The organism is Streptomyces mutomycini, assembly GCF_001700505.1.
Lineage (GTDB): Bacteria > Actinomycetota > Actinomycetes > Streptomycetales > Streptomycetaceae > Streptomyces > Streptomyces mutomycini.
The window spans coordinates 1-23,645 of record NZ_MAPV01000041.1 but is presented as its reverse complement, the minus strand read 5'-3'; the positions used below and the strand labels follow the sequence as shown (position 1 = coordinate 23,645).

7 protein-coding genes are annotated in these 23,645 nt (G+C 72.0%); all 7 read left to right on the top strand.

The window, feature by feature from the left end; translation table 11 throughout:
- Positions 1-131: 131 nt before the first annotated feature.
- On the top strand, positions 132-13,367 hold the full coding sequence (locus tag BFF76_RS33580; RefSeq protein WP_065847588.1) for a type I polyketide synthase: 13,236 nt from the start codon (positions 132-134) through the stop codon (positions 13,365-13,367).
- Positions 13,368-13,411: 44 nt separating this feature from the next.
- Complete coding sequence (gene mhpA, locus BFF76_RS06550; protein WP_031095329.1) at positions 13,412-15,034, top strand: bifunctional 3-(3-hydroxy-phenyl)propionate/3-hydroxycinnamic acid hydroxylase MhpA; 1,623 nt, start codon at positions 13,412-13,414, stop codon at positions 15,032-15,034.
- Positions 15,035-15,069: 35 nt separating this feature from the next.
- On the top strand, positions 15,070-15,963 hold the full coding sequence (locus tag BFF76_RS06545; RefSeq protein WP_031095328.1) for an SAM-dependent methyltransferase: 894 nt from the start codon (positions 15,070-15,072) through the stop codon (positions 15,961-15,963).
- Positions 15,964-16,024: 61 nt separating this feature from the next.
- The gene (locus BFF76_RS06540) at positions 16,025-18,880 is read left to right on the top strand and encodes a helix-turn-helix transcriptional regulator (protein WP_065847586.1); all 2,856 of its coding nucleotides are present in this window, start codon (positions 16,025-16,027) and stop codon (positions 18,878-18,880) included.
- Between the two features lie 52 nt (positions 18,881-18,932).
- Entirely contained in the window at positions 18,933-19,460 is a 528-nt protein-coding gene (locus BFF76_RS06535) for a YceI family protein (RefSeq protein WP_065847584.1), read from the top strand.
- The gene (locus BFF76_RS06530; RefSeq protein WP_065847582.1) at positions 19,457-20,347 is read left to right on the top strand and encodes an ROK family protein; all 891 of its coding nucleotides are present in this window, start codon (positions 19,457-19,459) and stop codon (positions 20,345-20,347) included. Before BFF76_RS06535 ends, BFF76_RS06530 begins: the two co-directional genes overlap by 4 nt.
- A 237-nt stretch (positions 20,348-20,584) precedes the next feature.
- A partial coding sequence (locus BFF76_RS06525) for a type I polyketide synthase (RefSeq protein WP_141695574.1) occupies positions 20,585-23,645 on the top strand: 3,061 nt, incomplete at its 3' end.

Genomic DNA, 23,645 nt, shown 5'->3' with positions numbered 1-23,645 from the left:
CCCTAGGGGGCCGCTAGGGGTAGGGCGCGGGGTGGGGAGCGGCCGACACTGGGCAGTGACTCGCCCACTGCCGTGGGTGGCAACGGATACCGGCCCGTGCGAGGTGCCTCGCCGACCGACGGAGTGGTGAGATGCTGCGTACCGAACTGATACGGCCGCTGCCCGAACTCCTGAAGGCGCACGCCGACCGGTTCGGGGACAAGGTGGCCTTCCGGGACGCACGCCGGAGTGTGACCTACGCCGAGCTTGAGCGGCGCTCGGGGAGGATCGCCGGTCACCTCGCCCGGATGCGGCTCCAGCGGGGCGACTGTGTGGCGATCTACCTCGGCAACTGCGTCGAAGTCATCGAGAGTTATCTGGCGATCGTCAGGGCCAGTGCCATCGGATCACCGTTCAACCCCCGTGCCACCGATGCCGAGCTCGCGTATCTGCTCGAGGACAGCAACGCGCGCGTCGTCATCACCGACGCGGCCCACGCCGAACAGCTCGGGCGGGTCCTGACGGACCGGAGCGACGTACGGGTCGTCGTCACGGGCGACGCGCCCGCGGGGGCGCTGCGCTTCGAGACGCTCGCGGGTACGGAGCCGGCTGTCGGGCCGCGGGACGACCTGGGTCTGGACGACCTCGCGTGGATGCTCTACACATCGGGGACCACGGGCCGGCCCAAAGGTGTCCTGTCCACACAGCGCAACTGCCTCTGGTCGGTGGCGGCCTGCTACGCACCCGTACCGGGACTGAACTCCGAGGACAGGGTGGTGTGGCCCCTGCCGCTGTTCCACAGCCTGTCCCACATCGCGTGCGTGCTGGGCGTCACCGCGGTCGGCGCGACGGCACGGATCGTGGACGGGTTCGAGGCCGAGGAGGTCCTGGACGCACTGCGCGAGGACTCGGCGACCTTCCTGGCCGGTGTGCCCACCATGTACCACTACCTGGTGCGGGCGGCGCGACGGCAGGGCTTCGAGGCGCCCCATCTGCGGATGTGCCTCGTCGGCGGCGCCATCACCACGGCTTCGCTGCGCCGCTCCTTCGAGGAGGCCTTCGGCGCGCCGCTCCTCGACGCGTACGGGTCCACCGAGACCTGCGGTTCCATCACGATCAACTGGCCGACCGGCGCCCGGGTCGAGGGTTCCTGCGGGCTTCCGGTGCCCGGTCTCGGAGTACGGCTCGTGGACCCGGAGACCGGCGAGGACGTCCCCGCGGAGCGCGAGGGCGAGGTCTGGGTGAGCGGGCCCAGTGTGATGGCCGGCTACCACAACCAGCCCGAGGCGACCGCCGAAGCGATCCGGCACGGCTGGTACCGCACCGGCGACCTGGCCCGGCGTGACGCTGCCGGCTACTTCACCGTGACCGGCCGCATCAAGGAACTCATCATCCGCGGCGGGGAGAACATCCACCCCGGCGAGATCGAGGAGGTCCTGCGGAGAGTCCCGGGCGTGGCGGACGTGGCCGTGGTCGGCCGGCCGCACGAGACGCTCGGTGAGGTGCCGGTCGCCTGCCTCGTCCCCGGGCCCGAAGGGCTGGACCCGCAGGCCCTGTTCGCGGCCTGCCGCAAGGAACTCTCGTACTACAAGGTGCCGGAGGAGCTCTACGAGGTCGCCCGGGTGCCCCGTACGGCGTCCGGCAAGATCACCCGGCACGTCCTGCTGGAACAGCCCGCGCGACTGCGAGCGGCCGGCGCCAGCCACTACGAGTCGCTGTTCCGGCTGGACTGGATCCCGCTGCCCTCGGTACCGCCGCCACCCGTGGTCCCCGGCCGGTGGGCACTGGTCGGCCCGCGCACGGAGGATCTGGCGGCGGGACTGCTCGACCGGGGCATGCAGGTGTCGCACCACTCCGACCCGGCGGCGCTGCTGGACGCCGTCACCGGGGAAGAGGCCCCGGACGTCACGGTGTTCGCCCCCGTCGCGGGATCCGCCGACGACGACGGGGTCGTACGTGAGCTGACCGGCAACGTCGCCGCCTGGCTGGCCGACGACCGGTTCAGCGGTGGTCAGCTCCTGCTCGCGACCGGGCGGGCGGTCGCCACCGCGTCCGACGAGGTCATCCCCGACCTGTGGCAGGCAGCGCTGTGGGGCCGTCTGCGTGACATCCGCAGGCAGCACCCCGGGCGCATCGTCCTCGCCGACCTGGACGTCTTCGACGCGCGGTCCGGTGCGGTGCTGCCCACTCTGCTGCCCGGCGACGAACCGCAGTTCGCGGTCCGTTCCGGCATCGCGCTGCTGCCCAGGCTCACCCGCGCCGCCGCCCCGGCACCGGGCGAACGGGAACCTGCGCCGGACCCCCGGCGCACGGTCCTGATCACCGGCGCCGACGGGCCCGCCGCAGCGGCGGCCGCACGGCACCTGGTGATCGGGCACGGCGTCCGCCACGTGCTGCTGGTCAGCGAACAGGGCCCGCGCGACCGCGCCGCCGTCGAGCTCGAGGACGAGCTGACCCGGGCCGGCGCCCGGGTCGTGCTGGCGGCCTGTGACCTCACGGAGCGCGCGGCGCTCGCCGACGTACTGACCCGGATCAGACGCCCCCTCACCGCTGTGGTGCACACCCCCGGGGCGGCCGCCGGGGCCGGGCGCGACCCCCTGCGCACGGCGGCCCTCCAGGTCCTGAACCTGCACGAACTGACCCTCGACGCAGACCTCGACGCCTTCGTCCTCCACTCCTCGGCGGCCGGTCTGCTCGGTGTGGCCGACTCGCCCGGACAGGGTGCTGTCGCTGCCTTCCTCGACGGACTGGCACAGAACCGCCGTGCCGCCGGACACACCGCGCTGTGCCTGGCCTGGGGGCCCTCGGAGGCGTACGACGGCGACACGGGGACGGCGACGCCCGCGGGCGTCGGCCGTCTGAGCCCGCACGACTGCCGCGCCATGTTCGACGCCGCCCGTACCGTGGACCACGCCGTCCTGGTGCCGATGCGGCTGGACTCCGCGACGCTGCACACCGACGAGGTCCCCGCGCCGCTGCGCGGTGTCATCGAGGTGACCTCCCGCGCTGCCGCCCCGGACGAGGCCGGCAGCGCGGCGCTTCGCGAACAGCTCCTCTCCGTGCCGGACAACGAGCGGGGGCGGGTGCTCCTCGAGCTCGTACGCACCCACGCGGCCCGTGTGCTGGACCTGCCGGAGGGCGCCACCGTCGGTGCGGACAAGGCGTTCAAGGAACTCGGCTTCACCTCCCTCGCGGCCGTCGCGCTGCGGGGCACCCTGACCGGGGCGACCGGCCTGCGCCTGTCGGCGACCGTCGCCTTCGACCACCCGACACCGGTGGCCCTCGCGCGCCACCTGCGTGCCCTGCTGCTCGACGACGCCCCGGCCGTCACCCCGTCGACGCCCTCCGCCGCGGCGTCCGACGAACCCGTCGCCATCGTCGCCATGGGCTGCCGGCTGCCCGGCGGAATCAGCTCCCCCGAGGAGCTCTGGCAGCTCGTCGCGCTCGGCCTGGACGGTGTCACGGCGTTCCCCGAGGACCGCGGCTGGGACGTCGCGGGGCTCTACGACCCCGACCCGGACAGGCAGGGCACCACATACGTCCGCGAGGGCGGATTCCTCGCCGACGCGGGCGACTTCGACGCGGACTTCTTCGGGATCTCCCCGCGTGAGGCACTGTCGATGGACCCGCAGCAACGCCTCCTCCTCGAAACGTCGTGGGAGGTCTTCGAGCGGGCGGGAATCGATCCGACCTCGCTGCGCGGACAGAACGTCGGCGTGTTCTCCGGGCTCATGCACCACGACTACGGCACCGACGCCCCCGCGGGCGCCGAAGGCTACATCGGCACGGGCACCGCGGGCAGCGTCGCCTCCGGCCGGGTCGCGTACACCCTGGGTCTCGAAGGCCCGGCGATCACGGTGGACACCGCGTGCTCCTCCTCGCTGGTGGCGATGCACCTGGCGGCGCAGGCACTGCGGTCCGGCGAATGCTCGATGGCGCTGGCCGGAGGCGCGGCGGTCATGGCCGAGCCCGGCTCCTTCATCGAGTTCTCCCGTCAGCGCGCGCTGGCACCTGACAGCAGGTGCAAGGCATTCGCGGCGGCCGCGGACGGCACCTCCTGGTCCGAGGGCGTCGGCGTACTGCTCCTCGAACGTCTCTCGGACGCACAGCGCAACGGGCACCGCGTGCTCGCGCTGCTGCGCGGATCGGCTGTCAACCAGGACGGCGCGAGCAACGGGCTGACCGCTCCCAGCGGACCCGCGCAGCGCCGCGTCATCCGCCAGGCGCTGGCCAACGCCCGCCTGGAGGGCCACGAGGTGGACGCCGTCGAGGCACACGGGACGGGCACCACCCTGGGTGACCCGATCGAGGCGCAGGCCCTGCTGGCGACCTACGGGCAGGACCGGCCCGCGGACCGGCCCCTGTGGCTGGGCTCGCTGAAGTCGAACATCGGGCACGCCCAGGCCGCCGCAGGGGTGGCGGGCGTGATCAAGATGGTGATGGCGATGCGGCACGGCGTGCTGCCGGTGACCCTGCACGTCGACGCGCCCACCCCTCACGTGGACTGGGCCTCGGGCGCGGTGGAGCTGCTGACCGAGGCCCGCGACTGGCCCGACGCGGGACGCCCGCGCCGGTCGGCCGTGTCCTCGTTCGGGGTGAGCGGTACCAACGCCCACGTCATCCTGGAGCACGTCCCCGAGGCCGCCCGGGGGAGCGAGCGGGAGAAGGACGGGGGCGGCGGACACGGCCCCCTGCCGCTCCTGGTCTCCGGGCGCGGGGAACAGGCCCTCGCCGCCCAGGCCGCACGCCTCGGCGAACATCTCGCGACTCGTCCGGAGCTCGGTCTCGGCGAGGTCGCCCACGCGCTGGCGACCACCCGGGCCGCGCTGGAACAGCGGGCCGTCGTGGTGGCCGACGACCTCGACGAGGCGCGGTCCGCCCTGGACGCGGTGGCCGCGGGGCGCCCCGACAAGTCAGTGGTCCGGGGCAGCGCCGACACCGAGGGCAAGGTGGTGTTCGTCCTGCCCGGCCAGGGCTCCCAGTGGGCCGGCATGGGTGCCGAACTCCTGGACGTGTCACCGGTGTTCGCCCAGCACATGGCGCTGTGCGCGGAGGCGCTCGCACCGCACGTCGACTGGTCGTTGTCCGACGTGGTCCGGCAGGTTCCCGGAGCGCCCACTCTCGACCGGGTCGACGTCGTGCAGCCCGTGTCGTTCGCCGTCATGGTCTCGCTCGCACAGGTGTGGCGGTCCCACGGAGTCGAGCCCGACGGGGTGGTCGGTCACTCGCAGGGTGAGATCGCGGCGGCCTGCATCGCCGGAGCGCTCTCCCTGCCGGACGCGGCCCGGGTCGTGGCGCTGCGCAGTCGCGCCATCGCCCAGCACCTCGCCGGGCGGGGCGGCATGATGTCGGTCGCCCTGTCCGCCGAGGAGGCGGGCAGGTGGCTGGACGGCGCCCCGTACGGGGAGGAACTGTCCCTCGCAGCGGTCAACGGGCCGTCGTCCGTCGTCGTCGCGGGAACGCCCGAGGCGCTGGACGCCATGTCCGACGGTCTGCAGTCCGAGGACGTCCGGGTGCGCCGGATCCCCGTGGACTACGCCTCCCACTCCGCCCAGGTCGAGCGCATCGAGGCCGACCTCGCGAGCGCACTGGCACCGATCGGCCCCCGCCGCTCGGACATCCCGTTCTACTCCACCGTCCACAACCGCTGGATGGACACGCGCGAGCTGGACGCGGACTACTGGTACCGCAACCTCCGCGGGACCGTACGGATGGAGGAGGCGATCCGAGCCCTCCTGGCCCAGGGCTTCGGCTTCTTCGTCGAGGTCAGCTCCCACCCCGTCCTGGTTCCGGCGGTGCAGGCCACCGCGGAGGACGAGGTCGGCGGCGCCGTCACCGTCGTCGGCACGCTGCGCCGGGACGACGGCGGTACCCGGCGACTGCTCACCTCGCTCGCCGGCGCCTGGGTGCGCGGCCTGGCCGTCGACTGGCCGACCGCGTCGCCGCGTCCGGGCGCGGACCTGCCCACGTACGCGTTCCAGCGCCGCCGCTTCTGGCTGGAGGGTTCGTCGGACCGGAGCGCACACGCCTCCGGAACACCGGCGGATCCCATGGAGGCGTCGTTCTGGAAGGCCGTCGACAGCGAAGACCTCGAGGGTCTGGCCGCTTCCCTGGCAGCGGGTGGCCAGGGCGACGCCGACGGGCTCGGCGCGGTGGCCGGCGCACTGCCGGTGCTGGCCGAATGGCGTCGGCGGCACCGGGAGAGGTCCGCCGGAGAAGCCTGGCGCTACCGGGTGACGTGGAAGCGCCTGGACGGCGCCGACCGCGATGAACTGCCCGGCAGATGGCTGGTGATGACGCCCACCGCGCCGGACGGTCCCCACGGCGGGACGTCCTCGGACGGGCCCGGCGATCGCACGGCGCCGACCGTCCGCGACGACCGCGCCGCCGGTGTCCTCGACGGGCTGCGCGCCCGTGGCTCCGTGTGCGTACGGATGGACGTGAACGCCGCGGACGCCGACGCGGGCGAGCTCGCCGCACGTATCCGGGAGGAAGCCGCGCAGCCCGGCGGGATCAGCGGTGTGCTGTCCCTGCTGGCCTTCGACGAGCGGCCTGTGGCCGGAGCCCCCGCGCACACCGCAGGCCTGGCCGCCACGGTCGCGCTCGTGGCGGCCCTCGAGGCGAGCGGTGTCGACGCCCCGCTCTGGGCGCTCACGTGCGGCGCGGTCGCGACGGGCCCCGACAGCCCGGAGACCAGCCCGGCGCAGGCGATGGTGTGGGGACTCGGCAGAGTCGTCGCACTGGAACAGCCGCACCGCTGGGGCGGGTTGGTGGACCTGCCCCACACCCTCGACGAACGGGCACTGCGCCGGCTGGCCGGCGCCCTGAGCGGCACGGACGGCGAGGACCAGCTGGCCGTCCGTCCGACCGGGGTCTTTGCCCGCCGCCTCACGCCCGCACCCACGGGCGGCGCTCCCGCCGCCCGCCGGTGGAACCCCCGCGGCACCGTCCTGGTGACCGGCGGAACCGGGGGTGTCGGCGCGGAGATCGCCCGACGGCTCGCGTCCGACGGCGCCGCTCATCTGGTCCTGACCGGCCGGCGCGGCCCGCAGGCCCCTGGAGCGCAGCAACTGGCCGAAGAGCTACGTGCCTCGGGGGCGCAGGTGACCCTCAGCGCCTGCGATGTCGCCGACCGGGACGCGGTGCGCAGCCTCATCACGTCGCTGCCGGGCCGGCTCACCGCGGTGGTGCACGCCGCGGGCGTCGGACAGAACAGCCTGCTCGCGGACACCACACCCGAGGAGTTCGCCGCCATCCTCGCGGGCAAGGCGGCGGGCGCCGCGCACCTCGACGAACTCCTCGGGGACGCCGGCCTCGACGCGTTCGTCCTGATGTCGTCCAACTCCGGTGTCTGGGGCGGCGGCGGACAGAGCGCCTACGCCGCTGCCAACGCCTTCCTGGACGCCCTCGCGGAGCGGCGCCGCGCCGGGGGCCGCACCGCCACTTCGGTCGCCTGGGGCGCCTGGGGCGGCGGCATCGGGCTCGGAGCGCGCGACGGTGCCTCCGAACGGCTCCGGCGGGCGGGTGTCCGCGAGATGGAACCCGGTACGGCCGTATCGGCGCTGATGCGCGCCGTCGAGAACGACGACACCTGTGTGTCCGTGACGCACATGGACTGGCAGCGGTTCGGCGCCGCGTTCACCATGTCCCGTCCCAGCCCGCTGATCGCCGATCTGCCGGGGATGCGGGACACGCGGACGGACGAGAAGGAGGAGCACGGCACACCGGGTCCGGCCGGACGCCTCGCAGGTCTCACCGGCCCCGGTGGCGACCGGCTGGTGCTCGACCTCGTACGGGCCCAGTCCGCCGCCGTGCTCGGCCACTCCGGGGCTGCCGCCGTGGACGCTACCCGCGCCTTCCGGGACCAGGGCTTCGACTCCATGACCGCGCTCGACCTCCGCAACCGCCTGGCCGCCGAGGCTGGCCTCGCACTGCCGTCGACGATCGTCTTCGACCACCCCAGCCCCACCGCGCTGGCCACCCATCTCCGCGGCCTGCTGCTCGGGGAACAGGCCGTAACAGTGCAAACCGTCCCCGGTGCGGCACGCGACGACGACCCGATCGTGATCGTCGCCATGAGCGCCCGGCTGCCTGGTGGCATCGCCTCGCCGGAGGACCTGTGGAAGCTCGTCGAGGACGGCGGCGACGCGGTGTCCGACTTCCCCGGCGACCGTGGCTGGGACGTCGAGAACCTCTTCGACCCGGATCCCGAACAGACCGGCAAGTCCTATGTGCGGCACGGCAGTTTCCTGTACGACGCCGGGGACTTCGACGCCGCCTTCTTCGGGATCTCGCCGCGCGAGGCGCTGGCCATGGACCCGCAGCAGCGCGTCCTGCTGGAGACGGCCTGGGAGGTCGTGGAGCGGGCGGGCATCGACCCCGCAACCCTGCACGGCAGCCGGACAGGGGTCTTCGTCGGCGCCATGCACCAGGACTACGGCACGGGGCAGAGCCCGGCCAGGCGTGGAGCCGAGGGGTACTTCGTCACCGGCAACGCAGCCAGTGTGCTGTCCGGCCGGGTCGCCTACACCCTCGGCCTCGAAGGCCCCGCCGTCACGGTGGACACCGCCTGCTCCTCCTCCCTGGTCGCCCTCCACATGGCCGCCCAGGCGCTCCGCTCGGGTGAGTGCGACCTGGCTATGGCGGGCGGAGTGACCGTCATGGCCACCCCCGACGGCTTCGTCGAGTTCTCCCGCCAGCGCGGACTCTCGGCGGACGGCAGATGCCGTGCCTTCGCAGCCTCCGCGGACGGCACCGGCTGGTCCGAGGGCGCCGGGCTCCTGCTGGTCGAGAGGCTGTCCGACGCACGCCGCAAGGGGCACCCCGTCCTGGCCGTGGTGCGCGGCACAGCGATCAACCAGGACGGTGCGAGCAACGGACTGACCGCGCCCAACGGGACGTCCCAGCAGCGCGTCATCCGCCAGGCCCTGGCCGATGCCGGTCTCACCGCGCCGGATGTGGACGTCGTGGAGGCCCACGGCACCGGAACGACACTGGGTGACCCGATCGAGGCACACGCGGTGCTGGCGGCCTACGGCCAGGACCGGCCCGAGGGCCGGCCGCTGTGGCTGGGCTCCCTGAAGTCCAACATCGGTCACACACAGGCCGCTGCCGGTGTGGCCGGCGTGATCAAGATGGTGATGGCGATGCGTCACGGCGTGCTGCCCCGGACCCTGCACGTCGACGAACCCTCTCCGCACATCGACTGGGCGTCGGGCGCGGTGGAACTCCTCACCGAGGCCCGGGACTGGCCCGACCTGGACCGGCCCCGGCGGGCCGGGGTGTCGTCCTTCGGGATCAGCGGCACCAACGGGCACGTGATCCTGGAGCAGCCCCCCGTCGGCGGTCCGTCCGCCCCCGAGGTGCGCAGGACCCCGCCGGCCGTGCCCTGGCTGCTCGCCGCACGTACCCCGGAGGCGCTGTCCGCCCAGGCCGCACGGCTCGTGGCCTTCCTGGAGCGGCCCGAGGGCCCCGAACCCGCCGACGTCGCCTACTCACTCACCTCGCGGTCGAATCTGGAACACCGCGCGGTCCTCGTGGCCGGCGACGGCGAGGACCCGCTGCCGGGGCTGCGCGCACTGGCGCACGGCGAGGGCGCCGCCGCCCTCGTGCAGGGCACACGCGCGGGCGGCCTGACCGCCGTCCTGTTCACCGGCCAGGGCGCGCAGCGCCTCGGCATGGGGCGCGAACTGTACGACGCCTACCCCGCGTTCGCCGAAGCCTTCGACACGGTGTGTGCGGAGCTCGACCCGCGCCTGGAGCGGCCCCTGCACAGCGTGCTCCTGGGCAGCGACCCCGCACCGCTGGAACGGACCGCGACGGCGCAGGCGGCCCTGTTCACCGTGGAAGTGGCCCTGTTCCGTCTGATGGAGTCCTGGGGCGTACGGCCCGACGCCGTCGCCGGACACTCCGTCGGTGAGATCGCCGCCGCGCACGTCGCCGGCGTCCTGTCGCTCGCCGACGCCTGCGCGCTGGTCGCCGCCCGCGGGGCACTCATGCAGACCCTGCCCACGGGCGGCTCCATGATCGCTGTCGCCGCGTCCGAGGACGAGGTGCTGCCCCTGCTTGCCGGCCTGGAGGACCGGGTGGGCATCGCGGCAGTCAACGGCCCGTCCGCGGTGGTGCTCTCCGGCGACGAGCGGGCCGTGCAGGAGATGGCGGCGCAGTTCGCCGCGCGCGGCACGGAGACCAGGAGGCTCCGGGTCAGCCACGCCTTCCACTCCCCGCTGATGGACCCGATGCTCGACCCGTTCCGGGCGGTGGTGGAGAAGCTCCGCTTCGAGGCGCCCCGCATCCCCGTCGTGTCGACCAGCACCCCGGAGGCGACCGGCTCCGACGCCTTGTGCGGCCCGGACCACTGGATCGACCAGGTGCGGCGGCCGGTGCGGTTCCACGACGCGGTACGCACCCTGCACAGCCAGGGTGTCGACACCTTCCTGGAGCTCGGCCCGGGCGGTGTCCTCACCGCGATGGTCCAGGACTGCCTCAGCGACGTCGCGGAGACCGTCGCCGCCGTCCCGACCCTGCGACGCGACAGGCCGGAACCGCAAGCGGTCGTCTCCGCCCTCGCGCAGCTGCACGTCCGGGGCGTGCCGGTGGACTGGGCCACCCTTTTCGAGGGCAGCGGCTCACTGAGGGTCGACCTGCCCACGTACGCCTTCCAGCACCGGCGCTACTGGCTGAACCCGGCCGGTGCGACACCCGACGCGGCTGCGGCCGGTCTCACCGACGCCGGGCACCCGCTGCTCCGCGGCACCGTCACGCTGCCGGACAGCGACGGTGTGCTCGCCACCGGCAGGCTGTCCGTGTCCACCCACGGCTGGCTCGCCGACCACATCGTGGGCGGACAGGTCCTGGTGCCGGGCACCGCGCTGGTGGAGGCTGCCGTACGGGCCGGCGACGAGGCCGGCTTCCCGGTACTCGACGAACTCGTCATCGAGACCCCTCTCGTACTGCCCGACCACGCCGCCGTACAACTGCAGGTCGCCGTGTCCGCTCCGGACGCGACCGGCCGCCGCCCCGTGGGCATCCACTCCCGTCCTGCCGGCGCGGACCCCGACGCCCCCTGGACCAGGCACGCGGGCGGGCTGCTGGCCAGGGGCGTCACCGCACCGCCGCCCGCCTCCGGCGAGTGGCCGCCGCAAGGTGCCGGGCGCGTCGACACCGACCGCTTCTACCCCTCCATGGCGGAGGCGGGCTACGCCTACGGTCCGGCCTTCACGGGCCTGCGGGCCGTGTGGACCCGTGGCGAGGAGATCTTCGCCGAGGCCGCCCTGCCCAAGGACCACGAGGACGACGCACGGCAGTTCGGCCTCCACCCCGCGCTGCTCGACGCGGCGCTGCACGCCGCGAGCTTCGGTGCCCTGGCCGGCATGGGGCAGGGCAGGCTCCTCCTGCCGTTCGCGTGGACCGGTGTCACGCTGCACGCCTCGGGCGCCTGCGCCCTGCGCGTCAAGGTGACCCCGGCCGGCCCGGGCGCCTTCGCACTGGAGGCCACCGACACGGACGGCCTGCCGGTGATGTCCGTCGAGTCCCTGGTCTTCCGCCCGGTGTCCGCCGAGCAGATGCACGCGGGGCCCGCGACGTACGACCGGCTGTTCCACCTCGACTGGCCGGCCCTGACGATCCCCGAACGCCCGGACCCGGCTCAGCGGCTGGAGTACGCCGACCTCACGGACACGCCGGCCGGAGAGGGCCCTGTCCGGGCGAGGAACCTGCTGGGGCGGGCTCTGCACGCCGTACGGTCCTGGCTGGACGAGGAGCGGCCCGCATCCGAACGGCTGGTGGTGCTCACCCGCGACGCGTGCCTGCCCGGCAACGATCCGGCGGCCGCCGCCGTGTGGGGCCTGGTGCGTGCCGCCCAGTCGGAGCACCCGGACCGCATCGTCCTCGCCGACATCGATGACGACGAGGACTCCCGGCGCGCCCTGCCGCAGGCCGTCGCCTCGGGGGAGGCGCAGCTCGCCGTCCGGGCCGGCCGGGCACAGGTGCCCAGGCTGGCGCGTGTGCCCTCCGGGACACCGGCCGGGGGACGGCCGCTGGACCCGGAAGGAACCGTACTGATCACCGGCGGCACCGGAACCCTGGGCGCACTGGTCGCCCGGCACCTCGTCGCCGAGCACGGCGTACGCAGCGTGGTGCTGGTCAGCCGCAGCGGCGGAGACAGCACCGGGGCCCGGGCCCTCGACGCCGAACTAGCCGCACTGGGCGCCCACGTGACGTTCGCCGCCTGCGACGTCGCCGACCGGGAGGCGCTCGCGGCCGTCCTCGACGCGATCCCCGCCGAACGGCCGCTCACGGGTGTCGTACACGCCGCGGGTGTGCTGGACGACGGGGTGCTCACGGCGCTCACCCCCGAGCGTCTGGACACCGTCCTGCGGCCCAAGGCCGACGCGGCATGGCACCTGCACGAGCTGACCAGGGACACGGGACTGGCCGTCTTCATGCTGTTCTCGTCCGCCTCCGGTCTCCTCGGCACACCCGGCCAGGCCAACTACGCGGCGTCCAACGCCTTCCTGGACGCCCTGGCCCAGCACCGGCACACCCAGGGGCTGCCCGCCACGTCCCTCGCCTGGGGGCTGTGGGCCCAGGCATCCGCCATGACCGGCGGCCTCGGCAGTGCGGAACTGGAGCGAGGCCGGCGCGGCGGAATGGACGCCCTGAGTTCACGAGAGGGCATGGAGCTGCTGGACACCGCGCTGCACCTGGGGCACGCGAGACTGATGCCCGCCAAGCTCGACCTGGGGGCGTACGGCACGGAAGCGGCCGCCGTACCGCCGCTGCTGCGCGGCCTGACGCGCGTCACGCGTAAGAGCTCTCGCGGTGGCGCCTCGGACGCGGCGCGGGTGCCGGCGAAGGAACTGTCGGGCCTGGACGAGGCGGAGCGGGAGTCCGCGCTGCTGGAGCTGGTACGCGCCGAGGCCGCGACCGTGCTCGGTCACGGTTCCACCGGGACCATCGACTCCGACCAGGCGTTCAAGGACGTCGGATTCGACTCCCTCACGGCGGTGGAGCTCCGCAACCGGCTCGTCGGCGCCACCGGTGTCCGGCTGCCGGCGACCCTGGTCTTCGACTACCCGACCCCACTGGCGCTGGCCCGGTGCCTGGCCGAGCGGCTCCGCCCGGAACGGCCCGGCACAGTGGCCGCAGGCGCGCAGCCGTTGGTGCTGACCGCCGAACTGGACCGGCTGGAAGCGGCGTTCGCGCATGCGGACCCCGACGAGGAGCTGCGGACGGAGCTCATGTCGCGGCTGTCGCGGCTGGAAGCACTGACCGCTTCCTGGGGGCCCGCGGGCGGCATCGACGACGCGGAGGACGCGTTCGACTTCGACACGGCCTCCGACGACGAGATCTTCGGGCTCATCGACAAAGAACTGGGGTCGTCCTGAACACCGTTCCGGGTCCCCGCCGCAGCGTTCAGGGAGATACAGACGTGGTGAACTCCGATGTGCTGATCGTCGGATACGGCCCGGTGGGCCAGCTGGCGGCGATCCTGCTGGCCCAGTACGGCCGCACGGTCACCGTGGTCGAACGCTGGCCGCAGCCCTACCCGATGCCCCGTGCCGTCGCGTACGACGGCGAGGCGGCCCGAATCCTCGCCTCCGTGGGTGTCGCCGACCGCCTCGAAGGTGTCCGGGAACCCACCGGCGAGTACGTCTGGGAGAACGCCCGCGGACAGACGCTGATCCACATGGAGGTGCCCGGGAAGAGCCCGTCGGGCTGGCCCGAGTCCACATCGATGTACCAGCCCGGACTGGAGGCCGCCCTCGCCGCACGCGGTGCGGAACTGCCCGGTGTCACCGTGCACCGCGGCCGGACGGCGGTCGAACTGACCCGGTACGAGGACCACGTGGAGGTCGTCGCGGAGGACGCCGACGGCAACCGGCACACGTACGGGGCCCGCTGGGTCATCGGCTGCGACGGTGCCAACAGCTTCGTCGGCCGGCACATCGAGACGACGGTCACCGACTACGGCTTCTCGCACGACTGGCTCATCTGCGACGTCGTGACCCACGACAAACGCGAGTACACGCCCAACAACCTCCAGATCTGCGACCCCGCCCGGCCCCGGACCGCGGTCTCCGCAGGGCCGGGGCACCGGCGCTGGGAGTTCATGCGGATGCCCGGCGAGACGGTCGAGGAACTCGGCCGGGTGACGACCGTATGGCAGCTGCTCGGGCTGTTCGGCCTCACCCCGGACAACGCCACCCTGGAGAGGCACGCCGTCTACACCACACAGGGCAGCTGCGTCGACCAGTGGCGCTCGGGAAGACTGCTGGTCGCGGGCGACGCCGCGCACGTCATGCCGCCCTTCGTCGGGCAGGGCATGTGCTCGGGCTTCCGCGACGCGGCCAACCTGGCGTGGAAACTGAACCTCGTCCTGGACGGCACCGCGGACGAGGAACTGCTCGACACCTACACCGTCGAACGCAGCGCACACGTACGGCCCGCCATCGAGACGTCGATCGCGCTGGGCAACGTCATCTGCCAGACCGACCGCGCCGCCGCGGCGGGGCGTGACGCCTTCATGCTCGCCGCCCGTATGCGCGCCCGCGGCGGCCGGGACCAGGCCGCCCCGGACGGGCCCTCGCTGGCCGACTCCCTCAGCGCGGGTTTCCTGCGTACCGGCGCAGCCCCGGCCGACGGGGCCCCGCGATCGGCCGGCGGGCTCGTCCCGCAGGCGGAAGTCGCACGCGGAAGCACCCGGGGGCTCCTCGACGACGTCGTCGGCACCGGCTTCGTCCTGCTCTGCGCCGAAGACCCTCGCCTGCTGCTCGACACCGCCGACCTGGCCCTCCTCGACACCCTCGGCTGCCACCTCGTACAGGTACTGCCGGCAGGGACCGCGCCGGAGAAGGCGGGGGAACACGCCGTCGTCGACGCCGAGGACCTCTACCTGCCCTACCTGGCAGGGCTCCCGGGCCCGGGACCGGACGGTGCGATCGCGATGCTCGTACGCCCGGACTTCTACCTCTTCGGTGCCGCCCACGGCCCGGACGACCTGGTCGCGCTCATCGACGACCTGCGCGCCCGTCTCGGCCGGGCCACCACCTGAAACTCCACTCCCACCCCACGAAAGGCACTACCTCCATGTTGGAAGCGGCCAAGCAGTTCGGGAAGCTCATCCAGATGATCTCGACGGGCGACCCCGTCAAGCGGACCCGACGCCTCTACCAGTTCATGCCACCCAGCTTCGAGTTCGTGGACCGCACCACCACGTACTGCAACTTCGGCTACTGGAACGACGGGTGCGTCAGCCTCGACGAGGCCGCCGAGGAACTCGCCACCCGGCTGGGCGACGCCGCCGGCATCGAGGCCGGTGACACCGTGCTCGACCTCGGGTTCGGCTACGGCGACCAGGACTTCTCCTGGGTCCGGAACCGGCAGCCCAAGAAGATCCACGGCCTGAACATCACCCCGCACCAGATAGAGGCGGCCCAGGCCCGCGCCAAGGCGGAGGGGCTCGAGGACCGACTCGAATTCCAGCAGGGTTCCGCCACCGACATCCCCTTTCCGGACAACACGTTCGACAAGGTCGTCGCCCTCGAATCCGCGTTCCACTTCTACCCGCGCAGCGCGTTCTTCGAGGAGGCGTTCCGGGTCCTGCGGCCCGGCGGTGTACTCGCCGTCGCCGATGTCCTCCCGACACACGACGCGGTCGTGCGCAAGGAACTCAAGTCCCGTGCGCTCAGCTGGATTCTCCTCAGCTACGACGAGGAGAACTGGTACACCTCGGGTGTATACGCCGACAAGCTGGCCAAGGCCGGATTCGAGGAGAACCGTGTCGACTCGATCCGGGACCGGGTCTGGGAGCAGTACCGCACGTTCATGGTGAACAAGATCGAGAGTCCGGGATACAAGAACCTGGTCACGCCCACCCAGTACAAGGGAATCAGCCAGAACTGGAGCGACCAGGAACTGCTGAAGAAAGAGCTGGACACCATTGACTACGTGATCGCGGTCGCCCGCAAACCGGCGATCTGAGTACGACCTGGACGCGGGACGTGCTGGGACAGCGATAGCGTGCAAGGGCAGGGGTCGAAGGGTGCGTTTGGTCGAGCGTGACGAGCATGTGCGGTATCTGGACGGGCTGCTGGAAGAGTGCCGCGGAAGACGGGGACACGTCGTCGTGCTCGACGGGCCGGTCACCACGGGCAAGACCGAGCTGCTGCGGGTGTTCACCGAGCGTGCATCGAGTGACGTCGTCGTGCTCCGGGCGACCTGCTCGCGCGCGGAGCGCACCCTGCCCCTCGGAGTCGTGACCCAGCTGCTGCACAGCGCCGGTCTGCCCCTGGACATCGCGGACCGGGCCGCTCAGCTGCTGAAGGAAGGTGCGGCGTCGGACGCCCTGTCCCGGACCCGCCCCGATACCGTCGAACCGGAAGCCGTCCGGATCTTCCAGGGCCTCGGCGTCGTTCTGCTCGACCTGGCCGCGAAGACCCCGGTGCTGATCGCCGTCGACGATGTGCAGCACGCCGACGAGGCGTCCCTGCACTGCCTGCTCCACATCGTCCGCAGGATCGGATCGGCGCGGATCCTGGCCGTCCTGACCGAGGACGCGGAACTCGGGGCGCAGCACTCCCCGTTCCGCGCCGAACTGCGACGCCAGTCGCAGTTCCACCGGCTGCGCCTGGCCCCGCTCACCCGGGCGGGCGTCGCCGAGGTGCTCCGTGGCCGGCACTCCGGCCACTCCTTCGAACCGGAGGAAACGGCCCCACCGCAGCCGCCGGAGGGCCGGCCGGCCCTGTGGGACGTGGACGACTTCTTCCGGATCAGCGGCGGCAACCCCCTGCTCCTGCACGCCCTCATCGAGGATCACGACATCGCCGGTGAGGTACGGGCCCAGGGCTACGGGCTGGCCCTCCTCAACTGCCTGTACCGGGACAAGCCCGCCATCGCGCACGTGGCCCGCGCCCTCGCCGTCCTCGACGAGGAGGGCGCCGTCGAGGAGCTGGCCCAACTGGCCGGAGCCGACACGGAAGCGGTCTGCCGTGCCCTCCACGACATGGAGGCGGCCGGTCTGACCGACAACGGCGTGTTCCGGCACCCGGTGGCCCGCTCGACCATCCTCGACGGCCTGCAGGCCCCGGACCGGGCGGCCCTGCACCGCCGCGCCGCACAGCTGATGCACGCCAGGGGAGCGCCGGCCATGACCGTCGCCCACCACCTCGTCGAGTCCAAGCACACGCAGGGGCCCTGGGCGGTCCGGGTACTGCTGGAGGCCGCCGATCAGGCGCTGCTCGGAGGCAGGACCCGGCTGGCGACGGAATGCCTGGCACTCGCCCACAGATCCTGCGGCGACGAGCACGAACGTCCGGGCATCAGGGCGCGGCTGGCCCAGGCCGAATGGGAACTCAACCCCGCCGCGGCCGCGCGTCATCTCACCCCGCTGGCCGCGGCGTCGGCCAACGGCCAGCTGGGCCACGGCGACCTGCTCGTCCTGCTCCGGCACCTGCTCTGGCACGGCCGTACGGGGGAGGCCAAGGCCGTTCTCGAACGTATCCGCGGCGCCCGGCCGGAAACGGACGGGACACCACAGGCCGTACCGGCACGGAACACCGAACTGTGGCTGGCCGCAACCCACCCGCAGCTCGCCCGCCGACACCAGGGGCCCGTCCCGTCCGATGACGGATCGCCCACGTTCGCCGACCCCCGCGGTGACCCGTGGCTGCGGTCGGCAGCCGAACTGGCGGGTCTGCTGGCCCACGGGCCCGGTGAGCCCGCCGCGGACCGTGCCGAACGGGTCCTCGACGGCCTCGGCCTCGGCCTGGGCCGTACGTCGCCCTGGACCGAGGAAGCCGTGCAGCTGGCCCTGCTCGTCCTGATCAGCGTGGGACGCCTGCGCAGCGCGGACGGGCAGTGCGAAAACCTTCTGGCCGAGGCAGGACCACGGGAGGCCCCCGTCTGGACGGCGATGGCATCGGCGACACGCGCTGAGATCGCCGTCAGGCAGGGCGACCTGGCAGCGGGTGCCGAACACGCCCGACAGGCACTGACCCAGCTCCCACCCCAGGCGTGGGGCGTCGCGATCGGCTTCCCGCTGGGCAGCCTCATCCTCGCCGTCACCAGGATGGGCGACTACGAGGAAGCAGCGAAGCACCTCACCTTCTCCGCTACCGACGCCATGTTCCGGAGCCGGTACGGGCTGCACTACCTCCATGCCCGCGGCCACTACTACCTCGCCACCGATCACCCGCACGCGGCGCTCGCCGACTTCCTCTCCTGCGGCGAACTCCTGCGCACCTGGGGTCTTGACGCCGCGGCCCTCATACCCTGGCGGACCGGCGCGGCCGAGGCATGGCTGCGCCTCGGCAACCGGGACCAGGCCAAGCGGCTCCTCCACGACCAGCTGGCCGGCGCGGGCAGGGACAGAATGCGTATCCGGGGCTCAGCCCTGCGGCTGCTCGCTGCGACGGGGCCCGCCGCCCGACGTCCCGAGCTGCTGAGCGAGGCACTCGACCTGCTGGAGGACTGCGGCGACCGCTACGAGCAGGCGAGAGCCCTCGTCGACCTCAGCCGCAGTCACCACCAGCTCGAGGAGTACCGGCGGGCCCGCATGGTCTCCCGACGGGCCTGGCACGTGGCCGGCCTGTGCGACGCCGGTCCGCTGACGAAGGAACTCCTCGCGGCCACCGGTGACCTCAACGGCCCCGATACGGCTTCCGGCAGCATCGACGGAATCCCCTCACTCACGGGCTCGGAGCGGCGCGTCGCCTCGCTGGCCGTCATGGGCTGCACCAACCGTGAGATCGCGAGCAAGCTCCACATCACCGCGAGCACGGTCGAGCAGCACCTCACCCGCGTCTACCGGAAGCTCAAGGTGAAACGCCGAAAGGACCTGCCTGTGGATCTCCGCAGTGATGTGGTCAAGACTGAACGAGCCCAACTCGACTGCGGCTGAAGCCCATTCCTCTTCTCCGTACGCCCCCGAACCCCCCTGCAGAGGTAGCGAAATGTCCCAGACAGCGGCGAACCCCCTGACTCTCCCGGCCCCCGGCACCTACACCATCGACCCCAGCCGAAGCACCATCACCTTCCGAACCCGACATGTCTTCGGCCTCGCGGGCGTCGACGGGTCCTTCTCCGTCCTCAGCGGCCGCATCCGGGTCGCGGCCGAAGCCGCGGAGTCCGACGCGACGGCCGTCATCGACGCCAACAGCTTCACCACGGGCAACGGCACACGGGACGGCGTCGTGCGCTCCGACAAGTACCTGGCCACCGCCGCGCACCCCCACATCACCTTCACCTCCGACGCGGTACGCGAGTCCCAGGGCATCTACACCCTGCACGGCGAACTGACCGTCCGTGGCACGACCCGGCCGGTGGAACTCCTGATCGAGCAGTCGCAGAACGGGGCGGACGGGATCAGCCTCCGCGCCACGACGAAGATCGACCGGTACGCCTTCGGTATCACCGCCGACAAGGGCATGACCGCCCGCTACCTGATCCTCACCCTCGACGTCGTCGCCTCACCGGCGTGACCGTTCTCGGCATCGACGTCGGTGGCACAAAGGTCGCACTGCGGACCGACGGCGGGACACCGTCACGCAGCGCGGTGTTCCCCTGGCCACCGGCGAGCAGCGTCGCGGACGACCTGGACGCTCTCACCAGGAACGTCCGCGCGCTGCTCGACGACACTCCGCAACCCGTCGAGGCGGTCGGCGTCGCCATGCCGGCGACCGTCGGCACGGACGGCGTGGTGACCACCTGGCCGGGCCGTCCCAGCTGGACGGGACTGGACCTTCGCGCCGCACTCCACTCGCTCTTCCCCCGAAGCACGGTGCTCTGGGCCGACGACGGAGACCTGGCCGCCCTCGCCGAGGCGGACGAAGCGAGCTGCCAGGACGTCGTCTACCTCGGAGTCGGCACCGGTATCGGCGGCGGCATCGTCCTCGACGGACACCTCTGCCCAGGAACCGCCCGCGGCTCCTGCGAGGTCGGCCATGTGATCGTCGACCCCAAGGGTCCGCAGTGCGACTGCGGACGACACGGCTGTGTACAGGCCGTCGCCTCCGGGCCGGCCACGCTGCGCCGGGCCGGCCACCTGCGCGGTGAGCCCGTGAGCTTCGCCGAGCTCGCGGAGGGCCTGCGACACGAACGGGACTGGGCCGTCACAGCGGTCGGGGAGAGCTGCGACGCTCTCGCGGTGGCGATCGTCAACCTCAACGAACTCATCCGGCCCTCACTCGCCCTGATCGGCGGCGGATTCGCCGACGGGCTGCCCGGCTTCGCCGGCACAGTGGCCGAGCGGGCGTACTCGCTCGCCAGACCGGGCCACCCTGTCGCCCCGGTACGCGCCGCCGCGCTCGGTGGCCTGTCGTCCCTGCGCGGTGCCGTTCTCCTCGCCCGGGGCGCGCATTCCGGGTAAGGGGACTTCGGGGTAGGGGGCTGAGCCAACCCCCTAGGGGTTGTCCGGTTCTACGGACCCCCCGTAGATTCCCCGAGTAAGGGGAACAATTCGAGTGCTGCGGAGTGCTTCGGATTAGCGTCACCGCGAAACAACCGTAAGGAAATCGCGCTGACGCTGAGCCGATTTTCCGTGTTGACGGACCTTTTGACGGCGGGTCGAAATTCACCTGCTGACCGCCGCGACGGGTTGGGTTGAGTGGACAACGAAGAGAAGCTCCGCGAGTACCTGAAGCGTACGACCGCAGATCTGCGCCGTACGCGACAGCGCCTCCGAGACATCGAGGCCCAGGACCAGCAGCCCATTGCGATCGTTGGAATGAGCTGTCGATATCCGGGAGGGGTGGCGAGCCCCGAGGACCTGTGGCAGCTCGTCTCCACCGGCACCGACAGTATCTCCGCATTCCCGGACGACCGTGGCTGGAATCTCGGGAATCTCTATGAGCCCGACTCCGGTCAGAACGGTAAATCCGCCACGGAGGAGGGTGGATTCCTCCACGACGCGGGTGAATTCGACGCCGGTTTCTTCGGGATCTCGCCGCGTGAGGCGCTGGCGATGGACCCCCAGCAGCGACTGCTCCTCGAAACCTCGTGGGAGGCACTCGAGCGGGCCGGCATCGACCCGGCAACGCTGCGCGGCAGCCGCACGGGCGTGTTCGCCGGGCTGATGTACCACGATTACGCCGCCCGTCTCGCGGCGGTGCCCGAGGGCGTGGAAGCGTTCCTGGGCATCGGGAACTCGGGCAGCGTCGTCTCGGGCCGAGTCGCCTACACCTTCGGCCTCGAAGGCCCCGCCGTCACGGTCGACACGGCATGCTCCTCGTCGTTGGTCGCCCTGCACCTGGCGGTGCAGTCGCTGCGCAAGGGCGAGTGCACGATGGCCCTGGCCGGCGGAGTGACGGTGATGGCGACGCCCGGCACTTTCGTGGACTTCAGCCGTCAACGCGCCCTCGCGGGCGACGGGCGCTGCAAGTCGTTCTCGTCGACCGCCGACGGCACCGGCTGGTCGGAGGGTGTCGGCGTCCTCGTGGTGGAGCGGCTGTCCGACGCGCGGCGCAACGGCCATGAGGTCCTGGCGGTGGTGCGCGGGTCGGCCATCAACCAGGACGGTGCGTCGAACGGTCTGACGGCTCCGAACGGCCCCGCGCAGCAGCGCGTCATCCGACAGGGCTTGACGAGCGCGGGCCTGAAGGCCTCACAGGTCGACGCGGTGGAGGCGCACGGTACGGGGACGAGGCTCGGTGACCCGATCGAGGCGCACGCCCTGCTGGAGACCTACGGCCAGGAGCGTCCGGAGGGCCGGCCGCTGTGGCTCGGCTCGATCAAGTCGAACCTCGGCCACACCCAGGCAGCTGCCGGTGTGGCCGGGGTCATCAAGATGGTCATGGCGATGCGGCACGGTGTGCTGCCGCGCACGCTGCACGTGGCCGAGCCGACGCCGCAGGTGGACTGGTCGTCGGGTGCGGTGGAGCTGCTGACGGAGTCGGTGGCGTGGCCGGAGACGGGTGAGCGGCGACGGGCGGGTGTGTCGTCGTTCGGCGTGAGTGGCACGAACGCGCACGTGATTCTTGAGCAGGCTCCTGAGACGGAGCCGGCGGACGCGGCGGATGTCTCGTCGTTGCCGGTGGTGCCGTGGGTGGTGTCGGCGAGGTCCGAGGCGGGTCTTTCGGCGCAGGTGAAGCGGCTGTCGGCATTCGCTGCGGACCGGAATCCGGTGGATGTCGGGTTCTCGCTGGTCACGACGCGTGCGTTGATGAATTACCGCGCTGTGGTCGTCGGCGACCGGGTGGTAAGCGGTTCGACGGCGCCCGGTGGTCTGGCGGTGTTGTTCTCGGGTCAGGGTGCGCAGCGGTCGGGTATGGGCCGTGAGCTGTATGGGGCGTATCCGGTGTTCGCGGATGCGTTCGATGCGGTGTGTGCGGAGCTGGACCGGCATCTGGATCAGCCGATCCGGGATGTCGTGTTCGAGGGTGGTGAGCTGCTGGATCAGACGCAGTTCACGCAGGCCGGACTGTTCGCGCTCGAAGTCGCGCTGTATCGCCTGGTGTCGGCGTGGGGCGTGAAGCCGGACTATCTGCTGGGGCACTCGATCGGTGAGCTGTCGGCCGCGCACGTTGCTGGGGTTCTCACACTTGAGGACGCGGCGAAGCTGGTGGCGGCTCGTGGTCGTCTGATGCAGGCGTTGCCGGCGGGCGGGGCGATGGTCTCGCTCCAGGCAGCTGAGGACGAGGTCCTGCCGCTCCTGACCAACGGCGTCTCGATCGCAGCACTCAACGGGCCCTCCTCGACGGTGATTTCCGGCGACGAGGACGCTGTCCTGGCGATCGCCGCGCACTTCGAGGCCGAAGGCCGTAAAACCAAGCAGCTCCGCGTCAGTCACGCGTTCCACTCACCCCGCATGGACGCCATGCTCGACGACTTCCGCACGATTGCGGAGACGTTGACCTTCCATGCCCCGCAGACCGCCATCGTTTCGAACGTGTCCGGTCGGGTCGTGTCTGACGAGGAGATGTGCTCGGCGGACTACTGGGTGCGTCACGTCCGTGAGGCGGTCCGCTTCCTCGACGGGATGCGGGCTCTCCGGGACCAGGGAGTGACCACGTACCTGGAGCTCGGCCCGGACGGAGTGCTGTCCGCCATGGGGCAGGACTGCGTCGAGGACTCGGTCTTCGTGCCGGCCCTGCGAAAGGACCGCGACGAGGCTCTGACACTCGTCACGGCCCTCGCCGAACTCCACGTACACGGACGGTCCGTCGACTGGGTGGCGTACTTCGCCGGCGTCGGCGCCCGCCGCGTGGACCTGCCGACGTATGCGTTCCAGCGTGAGCATTTTTGGCTGGAGTCTGTTGCGGCGGGTGTGGTTGATGGGGTTGGTCTTGGTGCGCGTGCGGTTGATCATCCGTTGTTGAGTGCGGAGGTGTCCCTTGCTGAGGGGGATGGGTTGGTGTTGACGGGGCGGTTGTCGCTTCAGTCGCATGGGTGGCTTGTGGATCATGTGGTGTTGGGTTCGGTGTTGTTGCCGGGTACGGCGTTTGTGGAGTTGGTGTTGTATGCGGGGGAGCGGGTGGGTTGTGGGTTTGTGGAGGAGTTGACGCTGCAGGCGCCGTTGGTGATGCCTGGGCGTGGTGGGGTGTCGGTGCAGTTGTCGGTGGGTGGGCCCTCGGTGGAGGGGCGTCGGGTGGTGAGTGTGCATTCGCGGTCGGCTGATGATGCTGATGGTGAGTGGGTGCGTCATGCGACGGGTGTGCTGTCGGCGGCGG

Coding starts and splice junctions, on each gene's coding strand:
- BFF76_RS06545 (WP_031095328.1), top strand. CDS start 15,070: ATGTTGGAAGCGGCCAAGCAGTTCGGGAAGCTCATCCAGATGATCTCG.
- BFF76_RS33580 (WP_065847588.1), top strand. CDS start 132: ATGCTGCGTACCGAACTGATACGGCCGCTGCCCGAACTCCTGAAGGCG.
- BFF76_RS06535 (WP_065847584.1), top strand. CDS start 18,933: ATGTCCCAGACAGCGGCGAACCCCCTGACTCTCCCGGCCCCCGGCACC.